The sequence below is a fragment of the Bacillus cereus group sp. RP29 genome (assembly GCF_040459765.1).
GTDB classification, from domain to species: Bacteria; Bacillota; Bacilli; order Bacillales; family Bacillaceae_G; genus Bacillus_A; species Bacillus_A paranthracis.
In genome coordinates, this window is sequence record NZ_JARVHN010000001.1 from 1,257,347 (window position 1) to 1,277,150 (window position 19,804).

The window sequence follows — 19,804 nt, forward strand, 5'->3', positions numbered from 1 at the left end:
GGAAATAAAGTGTTAAAAAAACAAACGGTTTGGCTATTAACGATGTTAAGTTTAGTTGTTGTACTATCTGTGTATTACGTAACAACTCCAGACAAAATGAATACAGCATCGCCGGCAACAGGTGAAAAGATTGGACAAGAAAAACAAGGTACTGATAAAGCAGTAACAAATGAAGCACCTAAAGAAACGCCTAAAAAAGAAAATACAAACAAGGAAACATCAAATAAAGAAACAAACAAAGAAACAGATAAAAAAGAGAGTGCTACAAAAGAAACAAGCAAAAAAGAAGCTAACGTAACAGTTCAATCAAGTGATGAAAATTTCACAGCATTACGTATGCAAATGGAAGATCAGCGAAGTGAACAAAAAGCAAAATTACAAGAAGTGATGAGTTCAACAAAAGCTTCAGCAACAGAAAAGAATAAAGCGAAAGAAAATTTTGATGCAATCACTACAATGGAAACGAAGCAAGAATTACTTGAGACAGTAATTAAATCTCAAGGTGGATATAAAGATGCCCTTGTAAGAGCTGATGGAACTGACATTAAAGTAACTGTAAAAGCAGCAAAACATTCACAAAAAGAAGCGAATAAAATTATACAACTTGTAAGAAGTGAAGGCGGATCAAAAGATGTAGGTGTAAAATTTGATCCACCAACAAAATAAAACGAATAATCCGCGGGGAATTCCTCCGCGGATTATTCGTTTTTAGTAATCGGATTGTTTGAAAATAGTTAGATAAAAATAATAATAGAAAAAAGCTATCATTTTCGATAGCTTTTTTCTGTTTCGTCTTTGTTTTTACTATGTTCAACTCGGAACGGAGAAATACGTTGTGAGTAAAAGATTAGCGGTTCATGGTAGTGATGATTACTTTTTCCGGATTTGACGTGGATGAAGAGAACGAATGCCCAGACCATTACGGCAGGTAAGAAGAGAATGAGCCATATCATATGTCCACACCTCGATACGATATATTTTCTACACTTTGAACATACTATTCTTATATGAAGGAATGATGAACGACGTGTAAACAAAAAAATAATATTTGGTAAAAATACGTTATTGACTATAGATGAGGTGACGAGTAAAGCGGTAATGGTAGGTTTACTTTATAGTATTTTGAAAAGTAAGGAATGTTTTTTCGGAAGTGGTCTTGCCAATTTTGTGTGAAACTTGGTATTATTACTAGGTAATAAATTTTTATTGGAATAATATTTTTACAGGAGTTTCGATTTATTATAAAGAAATATAAATTGGAATGTTTAAAAAATTTATCGTAAGATGGAAATAGTAACTATTTCTATTAGTAAATGAAATACATTTTCTAATAGAGTACATCGTATTTTTACAGTCAATCTAGTTTTAGTGAAGAGAAATCTGTAAAAACGGGACAAACAAGAGTATGGGAGTGGATTTTACATGTTTAAAATTCAAGAAGTTCGTGAATTAATTAAATTAATTGATAGCTCTAATATTGATGAATTTGAATACAAAAAAGATGGTACGACAATCAAAATGAAAAAGCGTGGCAATGAAGTTGTTGCGGTGCAAGCGCCTGTAGCAAAACAAGCCGTGCAACCAGTAGCACCTGTTGAAGTTGAAACGACAGTAGCGGCAGCACAAGTGGAAGTGCCAAAACAAGAAGAGAAAAAAGCTGTTCAGAATGAAAACCTACATAAAATTACATCACCAATGGTAGGTACATTCTATTCTTCTTCTTCTCCTGATACGCCTCCATATGTAAGTGTTGGGGATAGAGTATCGAAAGATTCTATCGTATGTATTGTCGAGGCTATGAAGTTATTTAACGAAATCGATGCAGATATAGATGGAGAAATTGTTGAGATTCTTGTTAATAACGGACAGCTTGTTGAGTATGGACAACCGCTATTTCTTGTAAAAGCGTAATAAGGGAGTCTTTGTGATGATAAAAAAAGTATTAATAGCCAATCGTGGGGAAATCGCTGTACGAATTATTCGTGCTTGTAAAGAAATGGATATTGAAACAGTCGCAATTTATTCAGAAGCGGATAAAGAGTCACTTCACGTACAAATTGCTGATGAGGCGTATTGTGTAGGACCAACGATTTCGAAAGAAAGCTATTTAAATTTGACGAACATTATTAGTGTTGCGAAGTTAACAGGCTGCGATGCAATTCATCCGGGATACGGATTTTTAGCAGAGAATGCAGATTTTGCAGAGTTATGCCGTGAGTGTAACTTAATTTTTATCGGTCCAAGTCCAGAAGCTATTTCAAAGATGGGCACAAAAGACGTTGCTCGTGATACAATGAAAGAAGCAGGGGTTCCGATTGTACCAGGTTCACAAGGAATTATTAAAAATACCGAAGAAGCGATCGAACTTGCGAATCAAATTGGATATCCTGTTATTATTAAAGCGACTGCAGGTGGCGGCGGAAAAGGTATTCGTGTTGCGCGTCATGAAGAGGAGCTTGTAAAAGGAATTCAAATTACACAGCAAGAAGCTAGTACCGCTTTTGGGAACCCTGGTGTATACTTAGAAAAGTACGTTGAAGATTTCCGCCATGTTGAGATTCAAATAATGGCAGATACACACGGAAATGCCATTCATTTAGGAGAGCGTGATTGTACGATTCAGCGCCGCTTGCAAAAACTACTAGAAGAAAGTCCATCACCAGCACTTGATGAAAATGTGCGTAAGCAGATGGGTGAGGCGGCAGTTAAAGCAGCGGTAGCGGTTGATTATACAGGTGCTGGTACGGTTGAGTTTATTTATGAATATAAAACGAAAAGCTTTTATTTCATGGAGATGAATACGAGAATCCAAGTTGAGCATCCAGTTACTGAAATGGTAACAGGGGTAGACTTAATTAAAGAACAAATTCTTGTTGCTTCTGGAGAAAAGTTATCGTTACAGCAAGAAGAAGTACAATTTAATGGTTGGGCAATTGAATGCCGAATTAATGCGGAAAACCCTGCCAAAAAATTTATGCCATCTCCAGGTAAAGTAGAAATGTACTTGCCACCAGGCGGATTTGGTATTCGCGTCGATTCAGCTGTATATCCGGGATATTCAATCCCACCTTTCTATGATTCGATGGTTGCTAAATTAATTGTTCACGGAAAAACACGTGAAGAGGCAATTGCAAAAATGAAGCGTGCACTCAGTGAGTTTGTCGTTGAAGGCGTACATACAACAATCCCGTTCCATTTGCAATTGTTAGATCATCCTGATTTTGTAAAAGGTGAGTTTAATACGAAATTTTTGGAAGAGCATGAACTTGTGACGCAGTGATACATTAAAGGAGGTTTTTTTCATGGCTGAACATATGTTAGATATGGGTCAAGATACAACTCTTGGTAAAGTAGAAATTGCACCAGAAGTAATTGAAGTAATCGCAGGTATTGCAGCTGCTGAGGTAGAAGGCGTAGCGGCAATGCGTGGTAATTTTGCTACAGATGTTGTTGAGAAGTTAGGTAAGAAAAATCATGGTAAAGGTGTAAAGGTTGAATTAGCAAACGAAGATATTATCGTTGACCTTTATGTTGTAATGTATTTTGGCGTAGCAATTCCAGTTGTTGCACAAAAGATTCAAGACAACATTCGCCAAGCACTCTTTACAATGACAGGGCTTGAGCCAAAAGAAGTGAATGTTCACATCGTTGGCGTAACATTCGAAACACAAAAAACAGAAATCGAACCAGTGTAAGAATGAAAAAGGTGCCTAGTAACATAGGCATCTTTTTTATCGTTTCATTTCTTCACAAATTACAACCCTCTAATTATTATACTATTTCAAAAAATGAGAAATAAAAAAGAAAATGTTTCGTTTTACCAAAAAACGTACATTGTGATAAGATATGGAACTTGAAGTTAATCTTTTTATTATTTTTCAGCCTTGTAACCCGTGTGTGAAACGATAAATTGTGTTATTATCATTGTATTATAAGGTTGGAAAATCAATGAAAACTGTAAGAGTAAGTGAATTGACGGCTTATAAATTATAATAATATAACAAAGCATAAGGAAAGACTTGAAGCATAAAGGAGAGTTACAATGAAACGTAGGACGGCTAGAGAAAGAGCTATGCAAGCATTATATCAAATGGATATTACAGGTGAATTAGAACCGAAAGTAGCAGTGGAAAACACGCTAGATGAAGGTGAAGAAACAAATGAGTTTCTAGAATCACTTGTTGTAGGTTTTGTAGAAAATAAAGAAGTAATTGATGAAGCGATTCGTCAAAATTTAAAAAAGTGGAAGCTTGAGCGTATTAGTATTGTTGATCGCAGTATTTTACGTGTAGCTGTGTATGAAATGAAATACATGGAAGAAATTCCACACAACGTAACAATTAACGAGGCAATTGAAATTGCTAAAACATTTGGGGATGAGGAATCTCGTCGTTTTATTAACGGCGTTTTATCTAATATAAAAGATACACTGTAATTTCTTTAAGGGGGAATCTTAAAATGGTAGCAGTAATCATCAAAGGAAATGAAGTTGCGGAGAAAAAACGAGCACAATTAACAGAAGAAGTTGTGAAGTTGAAAGAGCAAGGGATTGTACCAGGATTAGCAGTTATTTTAGTTGGAGAAGATCCAGCATCTCGTTCTTATGTAAAAGGAAAAGAAAAGGGCTGTGAACAAGTAGGAATTTATTCAGAGCTAATTGAATTTCCTGAAACAATTACGGAGGAGCGTTTGCTTGCTGAAATCGATCGCTTAAATGGCGATGACCGCATTAATGGCATATTAGTGCAATTACCTTTACCAAAACATATTGAAGAAAAAGCTATCATTGAAAGAATTTCACCAGAAAAAGATGTAGATGGATTTCACCCAATCAGCGTAGGACGTATGATGACGGGACAAGATACATTCCTTCCATGTACACCGCATGGTATTGTAGAGTTAGTAAAAGAAACAAATCTTGATATCTCAGGAAAACATGTTGTAGTAATTGGAAGAAGTAATATTGTCGGCAAGCCAGTGGGACAATTGTTCTTAAATGAAAATGCAACTGTCACATACTGTCATTCTAAGACGCAAAATATGAAAGAGTTAACGAAATTAGCTGATATTTTAATCGTAGCAGTAGGACGACCTAAAATGGTAACAGCTGATTATATAAAAGAAGGAGCAGTTGTAATCGACGTTGGTGTAAACCGTTTAGAAACAGGGAAACTTTGTGGTGATGTTGACTTTGACAACGTGCTAGATGTTGCAGGTTACATTACACCTGTGCCAAAGGGTGTTGGTCCAATGACGATCACAATGCTTCTTCATAATACTGTTGAATCGGCTAAGCGTGCAGGTGTCGTTTGTAAATAATTTGAGTCGGCTATGAGGAGAGAGAAATGGAGAAACAATATTTAACCGTTACAGCGTTAACACGCTATATAAAAACAAAAATAGAATATGATCCGCATTTACAGTCTGTTTGGTTAAAAGGTGAAATTTCCAACTTTAAAAATCATAGCCGTGGCCACATGTATTTTACATTGAAAGATGAAAATGCAAGAATCGCAGCGGTTATGTTTGCGGGTCATAATCGTAATATTAAATTCAGACCTGAAAATGGGATGAAGGTACTCGTGAAAGGGAAAATCTCTGTTTACGAGGCGAGTGGTTCTTATCAAATTTATATTCAAGACATGCAGCCTGACGGAGTCGGAAACCTGCATTTAGCTTACGAACAATTAAAGGTTCGTTTAGAGGAAGAAGGATTGTTTTCTCAAGTTTATAAAAAAACAATCCCTCCTTATGCGAAAACAATAGGTGTGATTACGTCACCAACAGGAGCAGCGATTCGTGATATTATAACAACGATTAAACGTCGTTATCCAATTGGAAATGTTATTGTCTTTCCAGTACTTGTACAGGGGGAGTCAGCAGCTCCCTCAATTGTACAAGCGATCCGTACAGCGAATGAAATGGAAGGGATAGATGTCCTAATCGTTGGGCGCGGTGGAGGTTCTATTGAGGAATTGTGGGCGTTTAACGAAGAAATGGTTGCAAGAGCTATTTTCAAGAGTGAGATTCCTATTATTTCAGCAGTAGGCCATGAAACAGACTTTACAATTGCGGATTTTGTTGCCGATTTAAGAGCACCAACACCAACTGCAGCGGCTGAGCTGGCAGCGCCTAATATTATCGAGTTACAAGAAAAGGTATTACAAAGAACTCTAAGGTTGCAAAGAGCAATGAGAGAGTTAGTACATAAAAAAGAAGAAAAACTACAAGTATTGCAAAAATCTTATGCGTTCCGTTATCCAAGACAAGTATATGAGCAAAAAGAAGAGCAATTGGATAGAGCGTTAGAACAGCTTGTGTTAGCGAAAGAGCGCTATATTGATAAAAAGGTAAATCAGTTAAAACAGCTTTCATTTTATTTAGAGAAGCACCACCCATCTCAAAAAATTATGCAAACAAAGGTAGCAGTTGAAACATTGCAAAAGCAATTGCAACGTGAAATGCAAACGTTACTCCAAACGAAAGAATTTGCCTTTGTAAGAGCTGCTCAAAAACTTGAAGCGCTAAGTCCGCTTAAAGTAATGATGAGAGGGTACGGGCTTGTATATGATGAAGAGAAGCAAGTGTTAAAAAGTGTGAAAGATGTTAGCCTTGGAGATGCTGTTTCAGTTCAATTACAAGATGGAATATTAGATTGTAGCGTATCAGGAATAGAGGAGCGTGAATTGAATAATGGAAAATAAATTAAGCTTTGAAGAGGCAATTTCGCAACTTGAGCACCTCGTTTCTAAATTAGAGCAAGGTGACGTACCTTTAGAAGAAGCAATTTCTTATTTTAAAGAGGGTATGGAATTATCTAAGCTTTGTGATGAGAAGTTGAAGAACGTACAAGAACAAATGGCAGTTATTCTTGGGGAAGATGGAGAGCTTGAACCGTTTACTGCTTTAGGAGATGAAGCATAGTGACAATTGCTTTTGATACTTTTTTGAAAGAAAGTAAAACTTTCGTAGAAGAGAAGCTTGTAAGCTATGCAAATGAATTACAATGTCCAAATGTACTTCGTGAAGCGATGGCATATTCTTTGGAAGCGGGTGGAAAGCGTCTCCGCCCGTTACTTTTATTTGCAACATTACAAGCGTTTGGTAAAGAAAAAAATCTTGGTGTAGGTGCAGCTTGTGCTCTTGAAATGATACATACATACTCGTTAGTTCATGATGATTTACCTTGTATGGATGATGATGATTTAAGAAGAGGGAAGCCCACAAATCATAAAGTATTTGGTGAAGCGATGGCAGTTTTAGCAGGAGATGGTTTGTTGACATATGCTTTTCAAGTTATTATGGCATATGAACAAAAGGAAATCTCTGCTGAGAAAAAAGTAAGACTTGTACTTGAGCTTGCAAAAGCGGCAGGGCCAGAAGGAATGGTTGGCGGACAAGTAGCAGATATGGAAGCGGAAGGGAAACAGCTTACGATCGATGAGCTAGAGTATATTCATAAGCATAAGACTGGAAAACTACTTGAATTCGCTGTACTTGCAGGGTCGATACTGTCTGATGCGACAGAAGAACAGGAAGAAAAATTACTTGAGTTTGCGAAATATATCGGCCTAGCTTTCCAAATCCGAGATGATATTTTAGATGTGGAAGGAACCGAAGAAGAGATTGGAAAACCGATTGGTAGTGATGTTTCTAACGAAAAGAGCACATATACGACGTTATTTACTGTAGATAGAGCAAAGGATATTTTAGAAGAAACGATTGCAAAAGCAAAAGATGCTATTAGTTCCTTGCAATTACAAGATGAATATTTACTATCTATTTGCGATTTGATTGCAAAACGTAATAACTAATATAACAGCGTTTTCATTTGTTGAGTCATTCATCATTTTATGATATAAATGTAGGAAAAGGTTTTTCTTTTCTTGTTATTGGCAAAAATATATGTAGATTACATTGCCGTTATCACTTCGTGTTAGCGGCTATTTTTTTCATCGCCTAAAGAAATATGGTTTATAATAAGATTAGGGCGCAATAGACTGGTTAATAGCAGGACAAGGTGAAAAATAAAAAAAGAGAATTTCTTGTTTTGTGTAAATGTTTTTTATAATATTTGACATGTTGACAGATTATGAAATGAAAGTGAGTGATCCATGTGGATCTAACGCAAATTCAAAACCCTAGTTTTTTGAAAGAGATGTCTATCAGTGAACTAGAGGGATTGAGTGAGGATATTCGTAAGTTTTTAATTGAAGAGCTCTCTCAAACAGGTGGACATATTGCGCCTAATTTAGGTGTAGTAGAACTCACAATTGCTCTGCATAAATTATTTGATAGTCCGAAAGATAAATTTTTATGGGATGTAGGACATCAATCCTATGTACATAAAATTTTAACTGGACGTGCAAAAGAATTCGGCACATTAAGGCAATATCAAGGTCTATGTGGTTTCCCAAAACGTTGTGAGAGTGAGCACGATGTATGGGAAACTGGCCATAGCTCGACATCATTATCTGCTGCAATGGGAATGGCTCTAGCACGTGATTTAAAGAAAACGAAAGAATATGTTATACCAATCATTGGTGATGGCGCTTTAACGGGCGGAATGGCTTTAGAGGCATTGAACCATATTGGACATGAAAAAACAGACATGATTGTTATTTTGAATGATAATGAAATGTCAATTGCGCCAAACGTTGGTGCGCTTCATAATGTGCTTGGACGTCTACGTACCGCAGGAAAATACCATTGGGTAAAAGATGAGCTAGAGTATATTTTGAAGAAAATCCCAGCTGTCGGTGGGAAAGTTGCTGCGACAGCAGAGAAAATAAAAGATAGTCTTAAATATTTACTAGTATCTGGTGTCTTTTTCGAAGAGTTAGGCTTTACATATTTAGGTCCAGTCGATGGACATGATTATGAAAAGTTATTCGAAACGTTGCAATATGCAAAGAAAACAAAAGGCCCAGTGCTTGTTCATGTTATTACGAAAAAAGGAAAAGGTTACAAACCAGCTGAGAGTGATGTTATTGGCACTTGGCATGGAACAGGACCTTATAAAATTGAATCAGGTGACTTCGTTAAACCGAAAGAAGTTGCACCAGCATGGAGTGCTGTTGTTAGTGAAACAGTACTTAAGTTAGCGAGAACGGATGAGCGTATCGTTGCAATTACACCTGCAATGCCTGTTGGATCGAAACTTGAGAAATTCCAAAAAGAATTCCCAGATCGTATGATTGATGTAGGTATTGCAGAACAGCATGCTACAACAATGGCAGCGGGTATGGCAACGCAAGGTATGAAACCATTCTTAGCGATTTATTCAACATTTTTACAAAGAGCTTATGACCAAGTTGTTCATGATATATGCCGCCAAAATTTAAATGTTTTCATCGGAATTGATCGCTCTGGTTTAGTAGGAGCAGATGGTGAAACGCATCAAGGTGTATTTGATATCTCATTCTTACGCCACTTGCCGAATATGGTACTTATGATGCCAAAAGATGAAAATGAAGGGCAACATTTAGTATACACGGCGATGCAATATGAAGATGGACCAATCGCATTACGTTATGCGCGAGGTAATGGACTTGGCGTTCATATGGATGAAGAATTAAAGGCGATTCCAATCGGTTCATGGGAAACGTTAAAAGAAGGTACACAAGCAGCTATTTTAACATTTGGTACGACAATACCAATGGCAATGGAAGCGGCTGAGCGTCTTGAAAAGGCTGGTATTTCAGTGAAAGTAGTGAACGCTCGCTTCATTAAACCAATGGATGAAGCATATTTACATGATCTCTTAGGAAAAAATATACCAATTTTAACGATTGAAGAAGCTTGCTTAATTGGTGGTTTTGGAACAGGAGTAGTTGAATTTGCGTCTGAGAACGGGTACCATAGTGCGTTAGTTGAACGAATGGGTATTCCAGATCGTTTCATAGAACACGGTAGTGTAACAAAATTATTAGAAGAAATCGGTTTAACGACAGATGCTGTTGTAGACCGTATTCATACAATGATTCCATCAAAACAAAAAAGGGCGTAACAAATGAGTGCGAAAAAAGAAAGAGTAGATGTACTATTAGTAGAGCGAGGGCTTATAGAAACACGTGAGAAAGCAAAACGCGCCATTATGGCCGGCCTTGTATATGCGAATGAGATGAGATTGGATAAGCCAGGGGAGAAAATCCCACAAGATACAGAGATTACGGTGAAGGGGCAAGTTATGCCGTATGTAAGCCGTGGTGGTTATAAACTTGAAAAGGCATTAGAGACATTTCATCTTGATTTACAAGATAAAGTTATGATAGATATTGGTTCATCAACTGGTGGCTTTACCGATTGCGCGCTTCAAAATGGAGCGAAATTATCTTATGCATTAGATGTAGGGTACAATCAACTTGCTTGGAAATTGCGTCAAGATGAGCGTGTTGTCGTAATGGAACGAACGAACTTCCGTTACGTAACACCAGCAGACTTAGAACGTGGTTTACCGCAATTTGCTAGTATCGATGTTTCGTTTATATCATTAAAACTTATATTGCCAGTTTTAAAAACAATGCTTATGCCGAATGGGGATGTAGCAGCGTTAATTAAACCGCAGTTTGAAGCTGGAAGAGAGCAAGTTGGTAAAAAGGGTATCGTTCGCGATCGAAAAGTACATGAGGCTGTCGTAGAAATGATTGTCGACTTTGCTATAAAAGAAGGATACGACGTAGAAGGCTTAACATTCTCACCAATTACGGGCGGGGATGGTAATATTGAATTTTTAATTCATCTGAAATGGCATGGTGAACGTGAGAATGGCGAAAATCATTCTCCAGTTTCTGTTGAGCAAGTAGTTACAGAGGCACATGATGTCCTAAAACAAAAAGGGAAAGGGGAATAACATATGTTGTTCCTCTTTTTGTTGTAATTGTATAATGATTGTAAAAACAATTGTGTACAAGTAACGAATTATAAGTTAACATAAATAAGTGAAGTATACCAATGTTTAAACTATGGTAAGAGATAGTGTGAGGTGCAAATGTATGAATAAAGGTCAGCGCCATATTAAAATCAGGGAAATTATTGCGAACAAAGAAATTGAAACACAAGATGAATTAGTTGATATTCTACGTAATGAGGGATTTAATGTAACGCAAGCGACAGTATCGCGCGATATTAAAGAATTGCACTTAGTGAAAGTGCCATTACATGATGGTCGCTATAAATATAGCTTGCCAGCAGATCAACGATTTAACCCGTTACAAAAATTAAAACGCAATCTAGTGGATTCATTTGTAAAATTAGACACGGCAGGACATATGCTTGTGCTAAAAACATTGCCTGGTAACGCTCATTCACTTGGGGCACTTATTGATCATTTAGAGTGGGATGAGATTATCGGAACCATTTGTGGTGATGATACTTGCTTAATTATTTGCCGTACACCTGAAGATACAGGTGTTGTCTCTGATCGTTTCTTAAATATGCTGTAACAAAAAATCTTGTTTGCTTTCCTCTGTAAAGTGGAAAGTGAACAGGATATTTTTATTGGTTAAAAACGTGAATTCTTAATTGTAATATAATATTTTCTTTGAATAAAATTAGGAAATAGGTGGATTGACCCGTAAAACAAATGTTTGGTACAATGGAGCGGTTAGAAAAGTAATTTATACATACAAACATATAGTATGACTATTTGAATAAAGAACTGAGAAAAGCCCTTCATAGGGGATTAGTTTATAACGAGGTGAATGGGGCATTGTTATCGGAATTATCGATTAGAAACTTTGCTATTATTGAGGCATTAAATATTTCTTTTCAAAAAGGATTAACGGTTTTAAGTGGTGAAACAGGGGCCGGAAAATCGATTATTATTGATGCGATTAGTTTACTTGTAGGTGGCCGTGGTTCAGCAGAATTTGTTCGATACGGAACAGAAAAAGCTGAGATAGAGGGGCTATTTTATGTGGAAGATGATAAGCATCCATGTATTGAAAAAGCAGAAGAGTTGGATATAGAAATAGAAGACGGCATGATTATTTTGAAGCGTGATATCGCTGCAAACGGAAAAAGTGTATGTCGTGTAAATGGAAAACTAGTTACCCTTAGTGTATTAAAAGAAATTGGAAAAACACTTGTTGATATTCATGGACAACACGAAACGCAAGACTTAATGAATGAAGAACGTCATCTATTTATGCTCGATCATTTTGATGGAGAGCGTATCGTTAAACAATTAGATATATACCAAAACGTATATGCTGACTATGAGAAATTAAAAAAACAGTTGAAATCGTTAAGTGAAAATGAACAACAAATGGCACATCGTTTAGATTTAATTCAATTTCAGCATGAAGAAATCCGTAAAGCGGATTTAAAGATAGATGAAGAAAATGACTTAACTGAAGAACGATTGCAAATTTCTAATTTCGAAAAAATTTACAAAGCATTAGGGGATGCGTATCGCTCGTTAAGTGCTGACGGACAAGGGTTAGATAATGTACGAAGCGCAATGGGACAAATGGAGAGTATTACACATTTAGATGAAGTGTATCAAGAAAATCATGATTCCATTGCCAATAGTTATTATTTATTAGAAGAAGTTGCCTATCAACTAAGAGAAAAGCTCGATATGATGGAATATGATCCGAATCGCTTAGATGAAATTGAAACGCGTTTAAATGAAATTCGTATGCTAAAGAGAAAATATGGAAATACTGTAGAAGAGATTTTAGCGTATGCTGATAAAATTGAACAAGAAATTTTTACGATTGAAAATAAAGACGTTCATATTGAAACGACGAAGAAACAGTTGAAGGAATTAGAAAGTGTTATTCTGAAAGAAGCAACGTTGTTAAGTAATATGCGTCATGAACTTGCAGAACATCTTACAAATGCCATTCATCAGGAATTAAAAGAATTATATATGGAAAAAACAAAATTTGAAGTGAGAATTATGAAGCGAGAAGGAAATGCAGAAGAGCCTCTCGTGGAGGGAGCACCGGTAAGACTTACAGCGGATGGTTACGATCATGTGGAATTTTATATTTCAACAAATCCGGGTGAGCCGCTAAAACCACTTTCAAAGGTTGCTTCTGGCGGAGAGTTATCCCGTATTATTTTAGCTTTAAAAAGCATTTTTTCTAAGCATCAAGGTGTTGCATCTGTTATTTTTGATGAAGTGGATACTGGTGTAAGTGGCCGGGTCGCACAGGCTATTGCGGAAAAGATTTATCGAGTATCAGTAAACTCACAAGTACTTTGTATTACGCACTTACCTCAAGTAGCTTCAATGGCGGATTCGCATTTATTTATTCGAAAACAAGTAGCAAATGATCGAACAATTACATCAGTTACCGTTTTAACTATGGAGGATAAAGTAACAGAAATAGCTCGAATGATTTCTGGTGTGGAAATTACAGATTTAACGACAGAACATGCGAAAGAATTACTTACGCAAGCGCATCATTTTAAACAGACAGCAGAGGCTATCCAGTAATGGATAGCTTTTTTTCTCAAATGATGATTTCTTAATTCTTCCGGTTATAAATAAAGCATTGCAAGGAGAGATTAAAAAGTGAAGCCAAAAGGCTGAATGTGGGGTAGGAGCGAGGAGAGTGAACAAATTGAAATTAGAAAGATTTCGCAAAATAATAGGTATTTTTCTCCTTGTTTCTTTAGTTTTTATTGGGTGTTTTAAACCGCTTCGGACGTTTATTTCATCTCCGAAGCAACTTGTTGTTTTTGAAGGACAACAATCAGAAATAGCTTCATTACCAGTATTTAAAGCTTCATCTACAGATCGTCATGTGTTTACAGTAAGTTCAAATGAACAAAAACAAGGACTTATGGTAAATTCTCATCAAAATGGTGAAGCAGATATGGTGTTTCAGCTTGCTGGTTTTCCAGTGAAAAAAGTAAATGTGAGAGTATTAAAAGATTTCAAAGTTATTCCAGGTGGACAATCAATTGGTGTAAAGTTAAACACAAAAGGGGTACTTGTTGTAGGCCATCATTTAATTCAAACTGAAAAAGGGAAAGTATCTCCTGGTGAAACAGCTGGTGTGCAAATTGGAGATATGATTACTGAAATTAATGGTAAAACAATTGAAAGAATGAGTGATGTAGCACCATTTATTCATAATAGTGGGGAAACAGGCGAACCGCTTAATCTCGTTTTGCTAAGGGATGGAAAGCATATCCGCACTAAATTAACACCACAAAAAGACAGTGGAGAATCGTCTTATCGCATTGGTTTATATATTCGTGATTCGGCAGCTGGAATCGGAACAATGACATTTGTTCATCCTGATTCTATGAAATATGGGGCACTTGGTCATGTTATTTCTGATAATGATACGAAAAAGCCGATTCAAGTCGAAGATGGACAAATTATGCGTTCGACAGTTACATCAATTGAAAGAGGTAGTCATGGGAATCCAGGGGAGAAATTAGCGAGGTTCTCACCTGATCGTGAAGTGATTGGCAATATTACAATAAATAGTCCATTTGGTATTTTTGGCAAATTGAATACAAATATGACAAATGGCGTAATGGATAAAGCAATGCCTATTGCACTATCTCATCAAGTAAAAGAAGGACCAGCAAAAATATTAACGGTTATTGATCAAGATAAAGTGGAAGCGTTTGATATTGAAGTTGTGAGTACAGTACCGCAAAAGTTTCCGGCAACAAAAGGCATGGTAATAAAAGTAACAGATAAACGTTTATTAGCGAAAACAGGTGGTATCGTACAGGGGATGAGCGGAAGTCCAATTGTACAAAATGGAAAGGTAATTGGCGCTGTTACACATGTATTTGTAAATGATCCAACATCAGGATATGGTGTTCATATTGAATGGATGTTACATGAGGCTGGAATTAACATTTATGATCAAGAAAGAAAAGCGAGCTAATTAATAATTAGCTCGTTTTTCTATTGAAAAATTCGTTGAAATTTTGTAAAAGCTCCGCAAGAGGTGTTTTTTGTTGTAAAATAAAAGGAAAGGGTTGAACGTTTCGTTGTTTTTCTATGATGGAATGTGTTGCGAAAAGGAATAATTAAACGATAAACATATTTTTTTGTGATTTTATCGGAAAGTAACAAATTTTAAAAGGGAATTTTCACACAATTGTCGAACAATTCATGTAGCCTAGAAGGATACACATGTCGGAGAATCGATTCGGTAAGGGAGGAAAAGCTGTGGAGAAAATTAAAGTATGTCTTGTGGATGATAATAAAGAATTAGTATCAATGCTAGAGAGTTATGTAGCTGCTCAAGAGGATATGGAAGTAATTGGTACTGCTTATAATGGTCAAGAGTGTTTAAATTTATTAAAAGATAAGCAGCCGGATGTACTTGTATTAGATATTATTATGCCACATTTAGATGGGTTAGCTGTACTAGAGAAAATGCGCCATATTGAAAGGTTAAGACAGCCTAGCGTAATTATGTTGACAGCGTTTGGACAAGAAGATGTGACGAAAAAAGCAGTTGACTTAGGTGCGTCATATTTCATATTAAAACCATTTGATATGGAGAATTTAACGAGTCATATTCGTCAAGTGAGCGGTAAAGCGAACGCTACTATTAAACGTCCACTGCCATCTTTCCGATCAGCAACAACAGTAGATGGAAAACCGAAAAACTTAGATGCAAGCATTACGAGTATCATTCATGAAATTGGTGTGCCTGCTCATATTAAAGGGTACATGTACTTAAGGGAAGCAATTTCTATGGTGTACAATGACATCGAATTACTGGGATCTATTACGAAAGTATTGTATCCAGATATCGCGAAGAAATATAATACAACAGCAAGCCGTGTCGAGCGTGCAATCCGTCACGCAATTGAAGTAGCATGGAGTCGTGGGAATATCGATTCTATTTCGTCCTTATTCGGTTATACAGTATCTATGTCAAAAGCAAAACCTACGAACTCTGAGTTCATCGCAATGGTTGCGGATAAGTTGAGACTTGAACATAAGGCTAGCTGAGAATAGAAGAAGTAAGGGATTTAAGTTTTAATAAAGCTTAATAATTCTTGAAATGTATACTCGATAGTAAATTTAAAACCAATGAACTTTTTAATTAATGACCAATGAATGTTAGAATTCGTTGGTCTTTTTATTGTACATGTTCGAAGTGAAGGTTAAATTGAATCATGGTATATCCAATGAGGGATTTTAGCAAGGAAGCCATCCATGATATAATAGAAAATAATAAAAAGTCCTGCGAAACAGGACTGTATTATTCTTCGTCTTTATTTTGTTTTTCTAATTCAACTAACTTTTGAATTAAAATGTGCTGCGGCATATGCATAAGTTGTTCAAGTGGAACACCTAATGCTTTTGATAGGCGGACTGCAGTGTCTGGAGAAATTTGTAATGGTCTCATAGAAGTACCTCCTTTTTCGTATAGTATAGCATAAGATTGGGGGAGTGAGGATGACTCTTATATTTGCGCATCGTGGTGCAGCGGGAACGTACCCAGAAAATACGATGATTTCATTTGAAGCAGCTGAATCTTTTAAGGCAGATGGAATTGAGCTGGATGTTCAATTAACGAAAGACGGAAAGGTTGTCGTCATTCATGATGAAACAGTGAATCGGACAACGAATGGAAAAGGTGCGGTTCGAAATTATGTATATGAGGATTTATGTAAATTAGATGCGAGTTATAAATTTGGTGATAAAGTAGGATTTTGTAAAATACCTCTTTTAGAAGAGGTGTTAAAATGGATTGAAAAAACAGAGTTGTTACTTAATATTGAACTTAAAAATAATAAAATTCCATACAGAGGTTTAGAAGAAGAAGTTATAACGCTTGTACGGAAATTTAATCTAGAAGATCGTGTTATATTTTCTTCATTTAATCATTACAGTATGAAAAGGTGTCATATGATGGCTCCAGATATTCAAACAGCGATTTTATATCGCGAAGGTTTGCATAGTCCGTGGGCATATGCAAAAAAAATGGGGGCTACAGCAGTGCATCCTAATTATCGTTATCTTCAAGATGCTGTTGCCGAACTAACGATGGAAAGTGATGTAGAGGTTCGGCCCTATACAATTAATGAAGAAACACTTATGCGTAAATATTTTGATATGAATATTTCGGCGATTATTACGGATTATCCTGAAACGGCAAGAACATTATTGCCAATAAAAAAATGAGACCGCTTGTAACGGTCTCATTTTTTTATTTGTAAATAGTAGGGCTTTCCTATCTTCGAAAGCGAGCTTGTACTTTATTTCGTTTACGATCTCGGTGTAAGACGAAACCACCAAAGATATAAAATCCGAGCGCGAAGCAGAGAGCCCCGATTAAAAATTGTAACCATAGTATAGAGAGTGGAGGAAATAAAATCCCGAATACGGTATCTCTCATTAACTTAATGCCAAACACAGCTAATGAAATAGGGATGAGTGCTAATAATAGAGCAAGGTAACGCTGCATATAAACGCTCCTTTTCAGATTATTTTGTTTATTTTAATGATGTTATATGAAAAGGGGGTTTGTCAAGAGGGGGCTGAACGAGTAAGATAAGGGTGTGAAAAATTTTGCAGAGATACTCCGAGAGGAAGTGTAATATATGAAACAAAAAGTTTTAATTGTTGGTGCAGGTGAAGGTGGTAGTACACTGCTGCGTCTGTTACAGAGTTCGAATATATTTCAAATTATAGGGATTATTGATATAAATCCAATAGCAAAAGGGTTACAGATGGCAAAGGAATACGGGATTGCAATTGGAGAGAGTGTGACTCCGTTTCTTTCTATGCACATTGATGTAATGTTTGATATGACAGGTGACGATGATTTACATAAAGATTTATTAAAGAAAAAGCATAAAGATACTCTTCTTATACCAGGTGATATTGCAAAAATTGTTACGAGATTAGCACATGAGAAGGAAAATTTAATTGGAAAGTTAGAAGAGCAGACGCAGCAAGGCGATTTAATTTTAAACTCTACGCATGACGGTATGATAGTGATTGATCAAGAAGGACAAGTTCGCCTATTCAATAAAAGTGCAGAACGTATTATCGGATATAAAAAAGAAGATGCGGTAGGGAAATATATTTTAGAAGTTATTCCGACTAGTAAGTTGCTTCGTATTATACGTACGAAACAAATAGAAGTAAATTATGAACTGACGCTTGAGAATGGAAAGAAAATTATTACAACCCGTATTCCAATATTAAAAGAGGGAGGAGAAGTGCAAGGGGCATTTGCGATTTTTAAAGATATAACAGAGGTTGTAGATCTTGCGGAAGAAGTTACAGATTTAAAGGAGATTCAAACGTTACTTGAGGCGATTATTAACTCGTCTGAGGAAGCCATTTCGGTCGTGGATGAAAAAGGTCGAGGGTTAGTAATTAACCCTGCATATACGAAATTAACAGGTTTAACAGAAGAGGACATTATTGGAAAGCCGGCTACAACTGATATTGTAGAAGGTGAAAGTATGCATATGAAAGTACTTCGAACGCGTAGGGCGGTACGAGGCATACATATGAAAATCGGACAAAAAAAGCGAGATGTAATTGTAAACGTAGCACCAGTTATTGTGGATGGAATATTGAAAGGGAGCGTCGGTGTAATTCGCGACGTATCAGAAATTCAAAAATTAACAAATGAATTGAATAGAGCAAGGCAAATTATTCGAACGTTAGAAGCGAAATATTCATTTGATGACATTGTCGGAAATTCAGATGAAACAACGGCTGCTATTGAACAGGCGAAACTGGGGGCGAATACACCAGCAACAGTGTTGTTACGCGGGGAGTCAGGGACAGGTAAAGAATTGTTTGCGCATGCTATCCATAATGGAAGTAATCGGAAATATAATAAGTTTGTTCGTGTAAATTGTGCAGCTATTTCGGAGACGTTGTTAGAAAGTGAATTGTTTGGTTATGAGGAAGGGGCGTTTTCTGGCGCGAAAAGAGGGGGAAAACGTGGATTCTTTGAGGAAGCGAATAACGGCAGCATCTTTTTAGATGAAATAGGGGAACTATCTGCAAATACGCAAGCGAAACTCCTTCGCGTTTTGCAAGAGAAAGAAATTGTAAAAGTTGGTGGAACGAAAGCGATCCCTATCAATGTCAGAGTAATTGCAGCGACGCACGTGAATTTAGAAAAAGCCATTCTAGAAGGGAAGTTTAGGGAGGATTTATATTATCGATTAAATAAAATTCCAATTCAAATCCCATCTCTTCGTCAGCGTAAAGGGGATATACCGGCAATCGCAGACAGATTAATTCAAAAAATCAACCAAGATTATGGCCGAAATATAGAGGGGCTCACTAATTCTGCTATTTCATATTTACAATCATATGAATGGCCAGGGAATGTGAGGGAACTTGAAAATATTTTGGGGAGAGCTATTATCTTTATGAATTATAACGAGACCTATATTGATGTACAACATTTACCGCCATTACATAACGAAGAGCAAGTGGAGTCAAAACAAGCTCATTTATTGCCTGAGTTAGAAGAAAAGCCACTTGAGCATTTAGTGACGGAGTTTGAAGGGAATATCATTCATGAATATTTAGAGAGATTTGGTGGAAATAAAACACAAACAGCAAGAGCGTTAGGAATTTCGGTTCGAAATTTATATTACAAGCTAGAAAAGTATGAGTGTGCAAAAAATAGCATGCAATAAATTGCGTACCGTGCAATTTATTGCATGGTATACAAAAAGCGACAAAATAAGACAGAATCTTTTGTTATTTTCCAAAGTATTGATTTTACTGTGTTTTGAATGCGTTTTCATTATTGGTAAGACCACTTTTGAAAGTTGGCACGGTATTTGCTTAATAAAAAGACGAGGGACGACGGAAAGGGTT

20 protein-coding genes are annotated in these 19,804 nt (G+C 36.4%); 17 read left to right on the forward strand and 3 right to left on the reverse strand.

What is annotated here, in order from left to right; all coding sequences use genetic code 11:
• Positions 1-9: 9 nt before the first annotated feature.
• Complete coding sequence (locus tag QCI47_RS06610; protein ID WP_000914701.1) at positions 10-666, forward strand: SpoIIIAH-like family protein; 657 nt, start codon at positions 10-12, stop codon at positions 664-666.
• A 98-nt stretch (positions 667-764) separates the two neighbouring features.
• Here the strand turns inward: QCI47_RS06610 and QCI47_RS06615 are convergent, their stop codons facing one another.
• Complete coding sequence (locus tag QCI47_RS06615; RefSeq protein WP_002081027.1) at positions 765-953, reverse strand: hypothetical protein; 189 nt, start codon at positions 951-953, stop codon at positions 765-767.
• Positions 954-1,422: 469 nt separating this feature from the next.
• Between QCI47_RS06615 and accB the strand changes: the two genes are divergently transcribed.
• From accB to spo0A, 14 genes are all read left to right on the forward strand, one after another.
• Positions 1,423-1,911 (forward strand): acetyl-CoA carboxylase biotin carboxyl carrier protein, encoded by a 489-nt coding sequence (accB, locus tag QCI47_RS06620; RefSeq protein ID WP_061132213.1) that lies wholly within the window; start codon positions 1,423-1,425, stop codon positions 1,909-1,911.
• 16 nt (positions 1,912-1,927) lie between these two features.
• On the forward strand, positions 1,928-3,280 hold the full coding sequence (accC, locus tag QCI47_RS06625; RefSeq protein ID WP_000592876.1) for an acetyl-CoA carboxylase biotin carboxylase subunit: 1,353 nt from the start codon (positions 1,928-1,930) through the stop codon (positions 3,278-3,280).
• A 22-nt stretch (positions 3,281-3,302) separates the two neighbouring features.
• Complete coding sequence (locus tag QCI47_RS06630; RefSeq protein ID WP_000807630.1) at positions 3,303-3,695, forward strand: Asp23/Gls24 family envelope stress response protein; 393 nt, start codon at positions 3,303-3,305, stop codon at positions 3,693-3,695.
• Between the two features lie 347 nt (positions 3,696-4,042).
• Positions 4,043-4,435, forward strand: a complete 393-nt coding sequence (gene nusB, locus QCI47_RS06635) for a N utilization substance protein NusB (RefSeq protein ID WP_000830249.1) — start codon at positions 4,043-4,045, stop codon at positions 4,433-4,435.
• A 23-nt stretch (positions 4,436-4,458) separates the two neighbouring features.
• A complete protein-coding gene (folD, locus tag QCI47_RS06640) occupies positions 4,459-5,319 on the forward strand; it encodes a bifunctional methylenetetrahydrofolate dehydrogenase/methenyltetrahydrofolate cyclohydrolase FolD (RefSeq protein WP_000226726.1) in 861 nt (286 codons plus the stop codon).
• A gap of 26 nt (positions 5,320-5,345) precedes the next feature.
• Positions 5,346-6,704 (forward strand): exodeoxyribonuclease VII large subunit, encoded by a 1,359-nt coding sequence (xseA, locus tag QCI47_RS06645; RefSeq protein ID WP_000415266.1) that lies wholly within the window; start codon positions 5,346-5,348, stop codon positions 6,702-6,704.
• Complete coding sequence (xseB, locus tag QCI47_RS06650) at positions 6,694-6,924, forward strand: exodeoxyribonuclease VII small subunit (RefSeq protein WP_000428423.1); 231 nt, start codon at positions 6,694-6,696, stop codon at positions 6,922-6,924. The genes xseA and xseB overlap by 11 nt, the downstream gene beginning before the upstream one ends.
• Complete coding sequence (gene ispA, locus QCI47_RS06655) at positions 6,924-7,814, forward strand: (2E,6E)-farnesyl diphosphate synthase (RefSeq protein ID WP_000150360.1); 891 nt, start codon at positions 6,924-6,926, stop codon at positions 7,812-7,814. Before xseB ends, ispA begins: the two co-directional genes overlap by 1 nt.
• Before the next feature lie 302 nt (positions 7,815-8,116).
• Positions 8,117-10,009: a 1-deoxy-D-xylulose-5-phosphate synthase gene (gene dxs / locus QCI47_RS06660; RefSeq protein WP_000366458.1), complete on the forward strand. Its 1,893-nt coding sequence runs from the start codon at positions 8,117-8,119 to the stop codon at positions 10,007-10,009.
• Between the two features lie 3 nt (positions 10,010-10,012).
• Entirely contained in the window at positions 10,013-10,852 is an 840-nt protein-coding gene (locus tag QCI47_RS06665; protein WP_001274742.1) for a TlyA family rRNA (cytidine-2'-O)-methyltransferase, read from the forward strand.
• 142 nt (positions 10,853-10,994) lie between these two features.
• Entirely contained in the window at positions 10,995-11,444 is a 450-nt protein-coding gene (gene argR / locus QCI47_RS06670) for an arginine repressor ArgR (protein ID WP_001032581.1), read from the forward strand.
• A gap of 266 nt (positions 11,445-11,710) precedes the next feature.
• Positions 11,711-13,450: a DNA repair protein RecN gene (gene recN, locus QCI47_RS06675; RefSeq protein ID WP_000947749.1), complete on the forward strand. Its 1,740-nt coding sequence runs from the start codon at positions 11,711-11,713 to the stop codon at positions 13,448-13,450.
• A gap of 118 nt (positions 13,451-13,568) precedes the next feature.
• Positions 13,569-14,867, forward strand: coding sequence for a SpoIVB peptidase (spoIVB, locus tag QCI47_RS06680; RefSeq protein WP_002028467.1), 1,299 nt, complete (start codon positions 13,569-13,571; stop codon positions 14,865-14,867).
• A 287-nt stretch (positions 14,868-15,154) separates the two neighbouring features.
• The gene (spo0A, locus tag QCI47_RS06685; RefSeq protein WP_014297988.1) at positions 15,155-15,949 is read left to right on the forward strand and encodes a sporulation transcription factor Spo0A; all 795 of its coding nucleotides are present in this window, start codon (positions 15,155-15,157) and stop codon (positions 15,947-15,949) included.
• Between the two features lie 253 nt (positions 15,950-16,202).
• Here spo0A and QCI47_RS06690 read toward each other — a convergent pair whose 3' ends face one another.
• Positions 16,203-16,349 carry a YycC family protein gene (locus tag QCI47_RS06690; RefSeq protein WP_001247671.1) on the reverse strand — a complete coding sequence of 49 codons (147 nt, stop codon included), beginning with the start codon at positions 16,347-16,349 and terminating at the stop codon, positions 16,203-16,205.
• 50 nt (positions 16,350-16,399) lie between these two features.
• On the opposite strand from QCI47_RS06690, the gene QCI47_RS06695 reads away from it, so the two are divergent.
• Positions 16,400-17,128: a glycerophosphodiester phosphodiesterase gene (locus QCI47_RS06695; RefSeq protein WP_000172563.1), complete on the forward strand. Its 729-nt coding sequence runs from the start codon at positions 16,400-16,402 to the stop codon at positions 17,126-17,128.
• A gap of 49 nt (positions 17,129-17,177) precedes the next feature.
• On the opposite strand, the gene QCI47_RS06700 is transcribed toward QCI47_RS06695, so the two are convergent.
• Positions 17,178-17,411 carry a DUF2627 domain-containing protein gene (locus tag QCI47_RS06700; protein ID WP_001190187.1) on the reverse strand — a complete coding sequence of 78 codons (234 nt, stop codon included), beginning with the start codon at positions 17,409-17,411 and terminating at the stop codon, positions 17,178-17,180.
• A 136-nt stretch (positions 17,412-17,547) separates the two neighbouring features.
• On the opposite strand from QCI47_RS06700, the gene QCI47_RS06705 reads away from it, so the two are divergent.
• Entirely contained in the window at positions 17,548-19,620 is a 2,073-nt protein-coding gene (locus tag QCI47_RS06705) for a sigma-54 interaction domain-containing protein (RefSeq protein WP_000811008.1), read from the forward strand.
• The last annotated feature ends 184 nt before the right edge of the window (positions 19,621-19,804 follow it).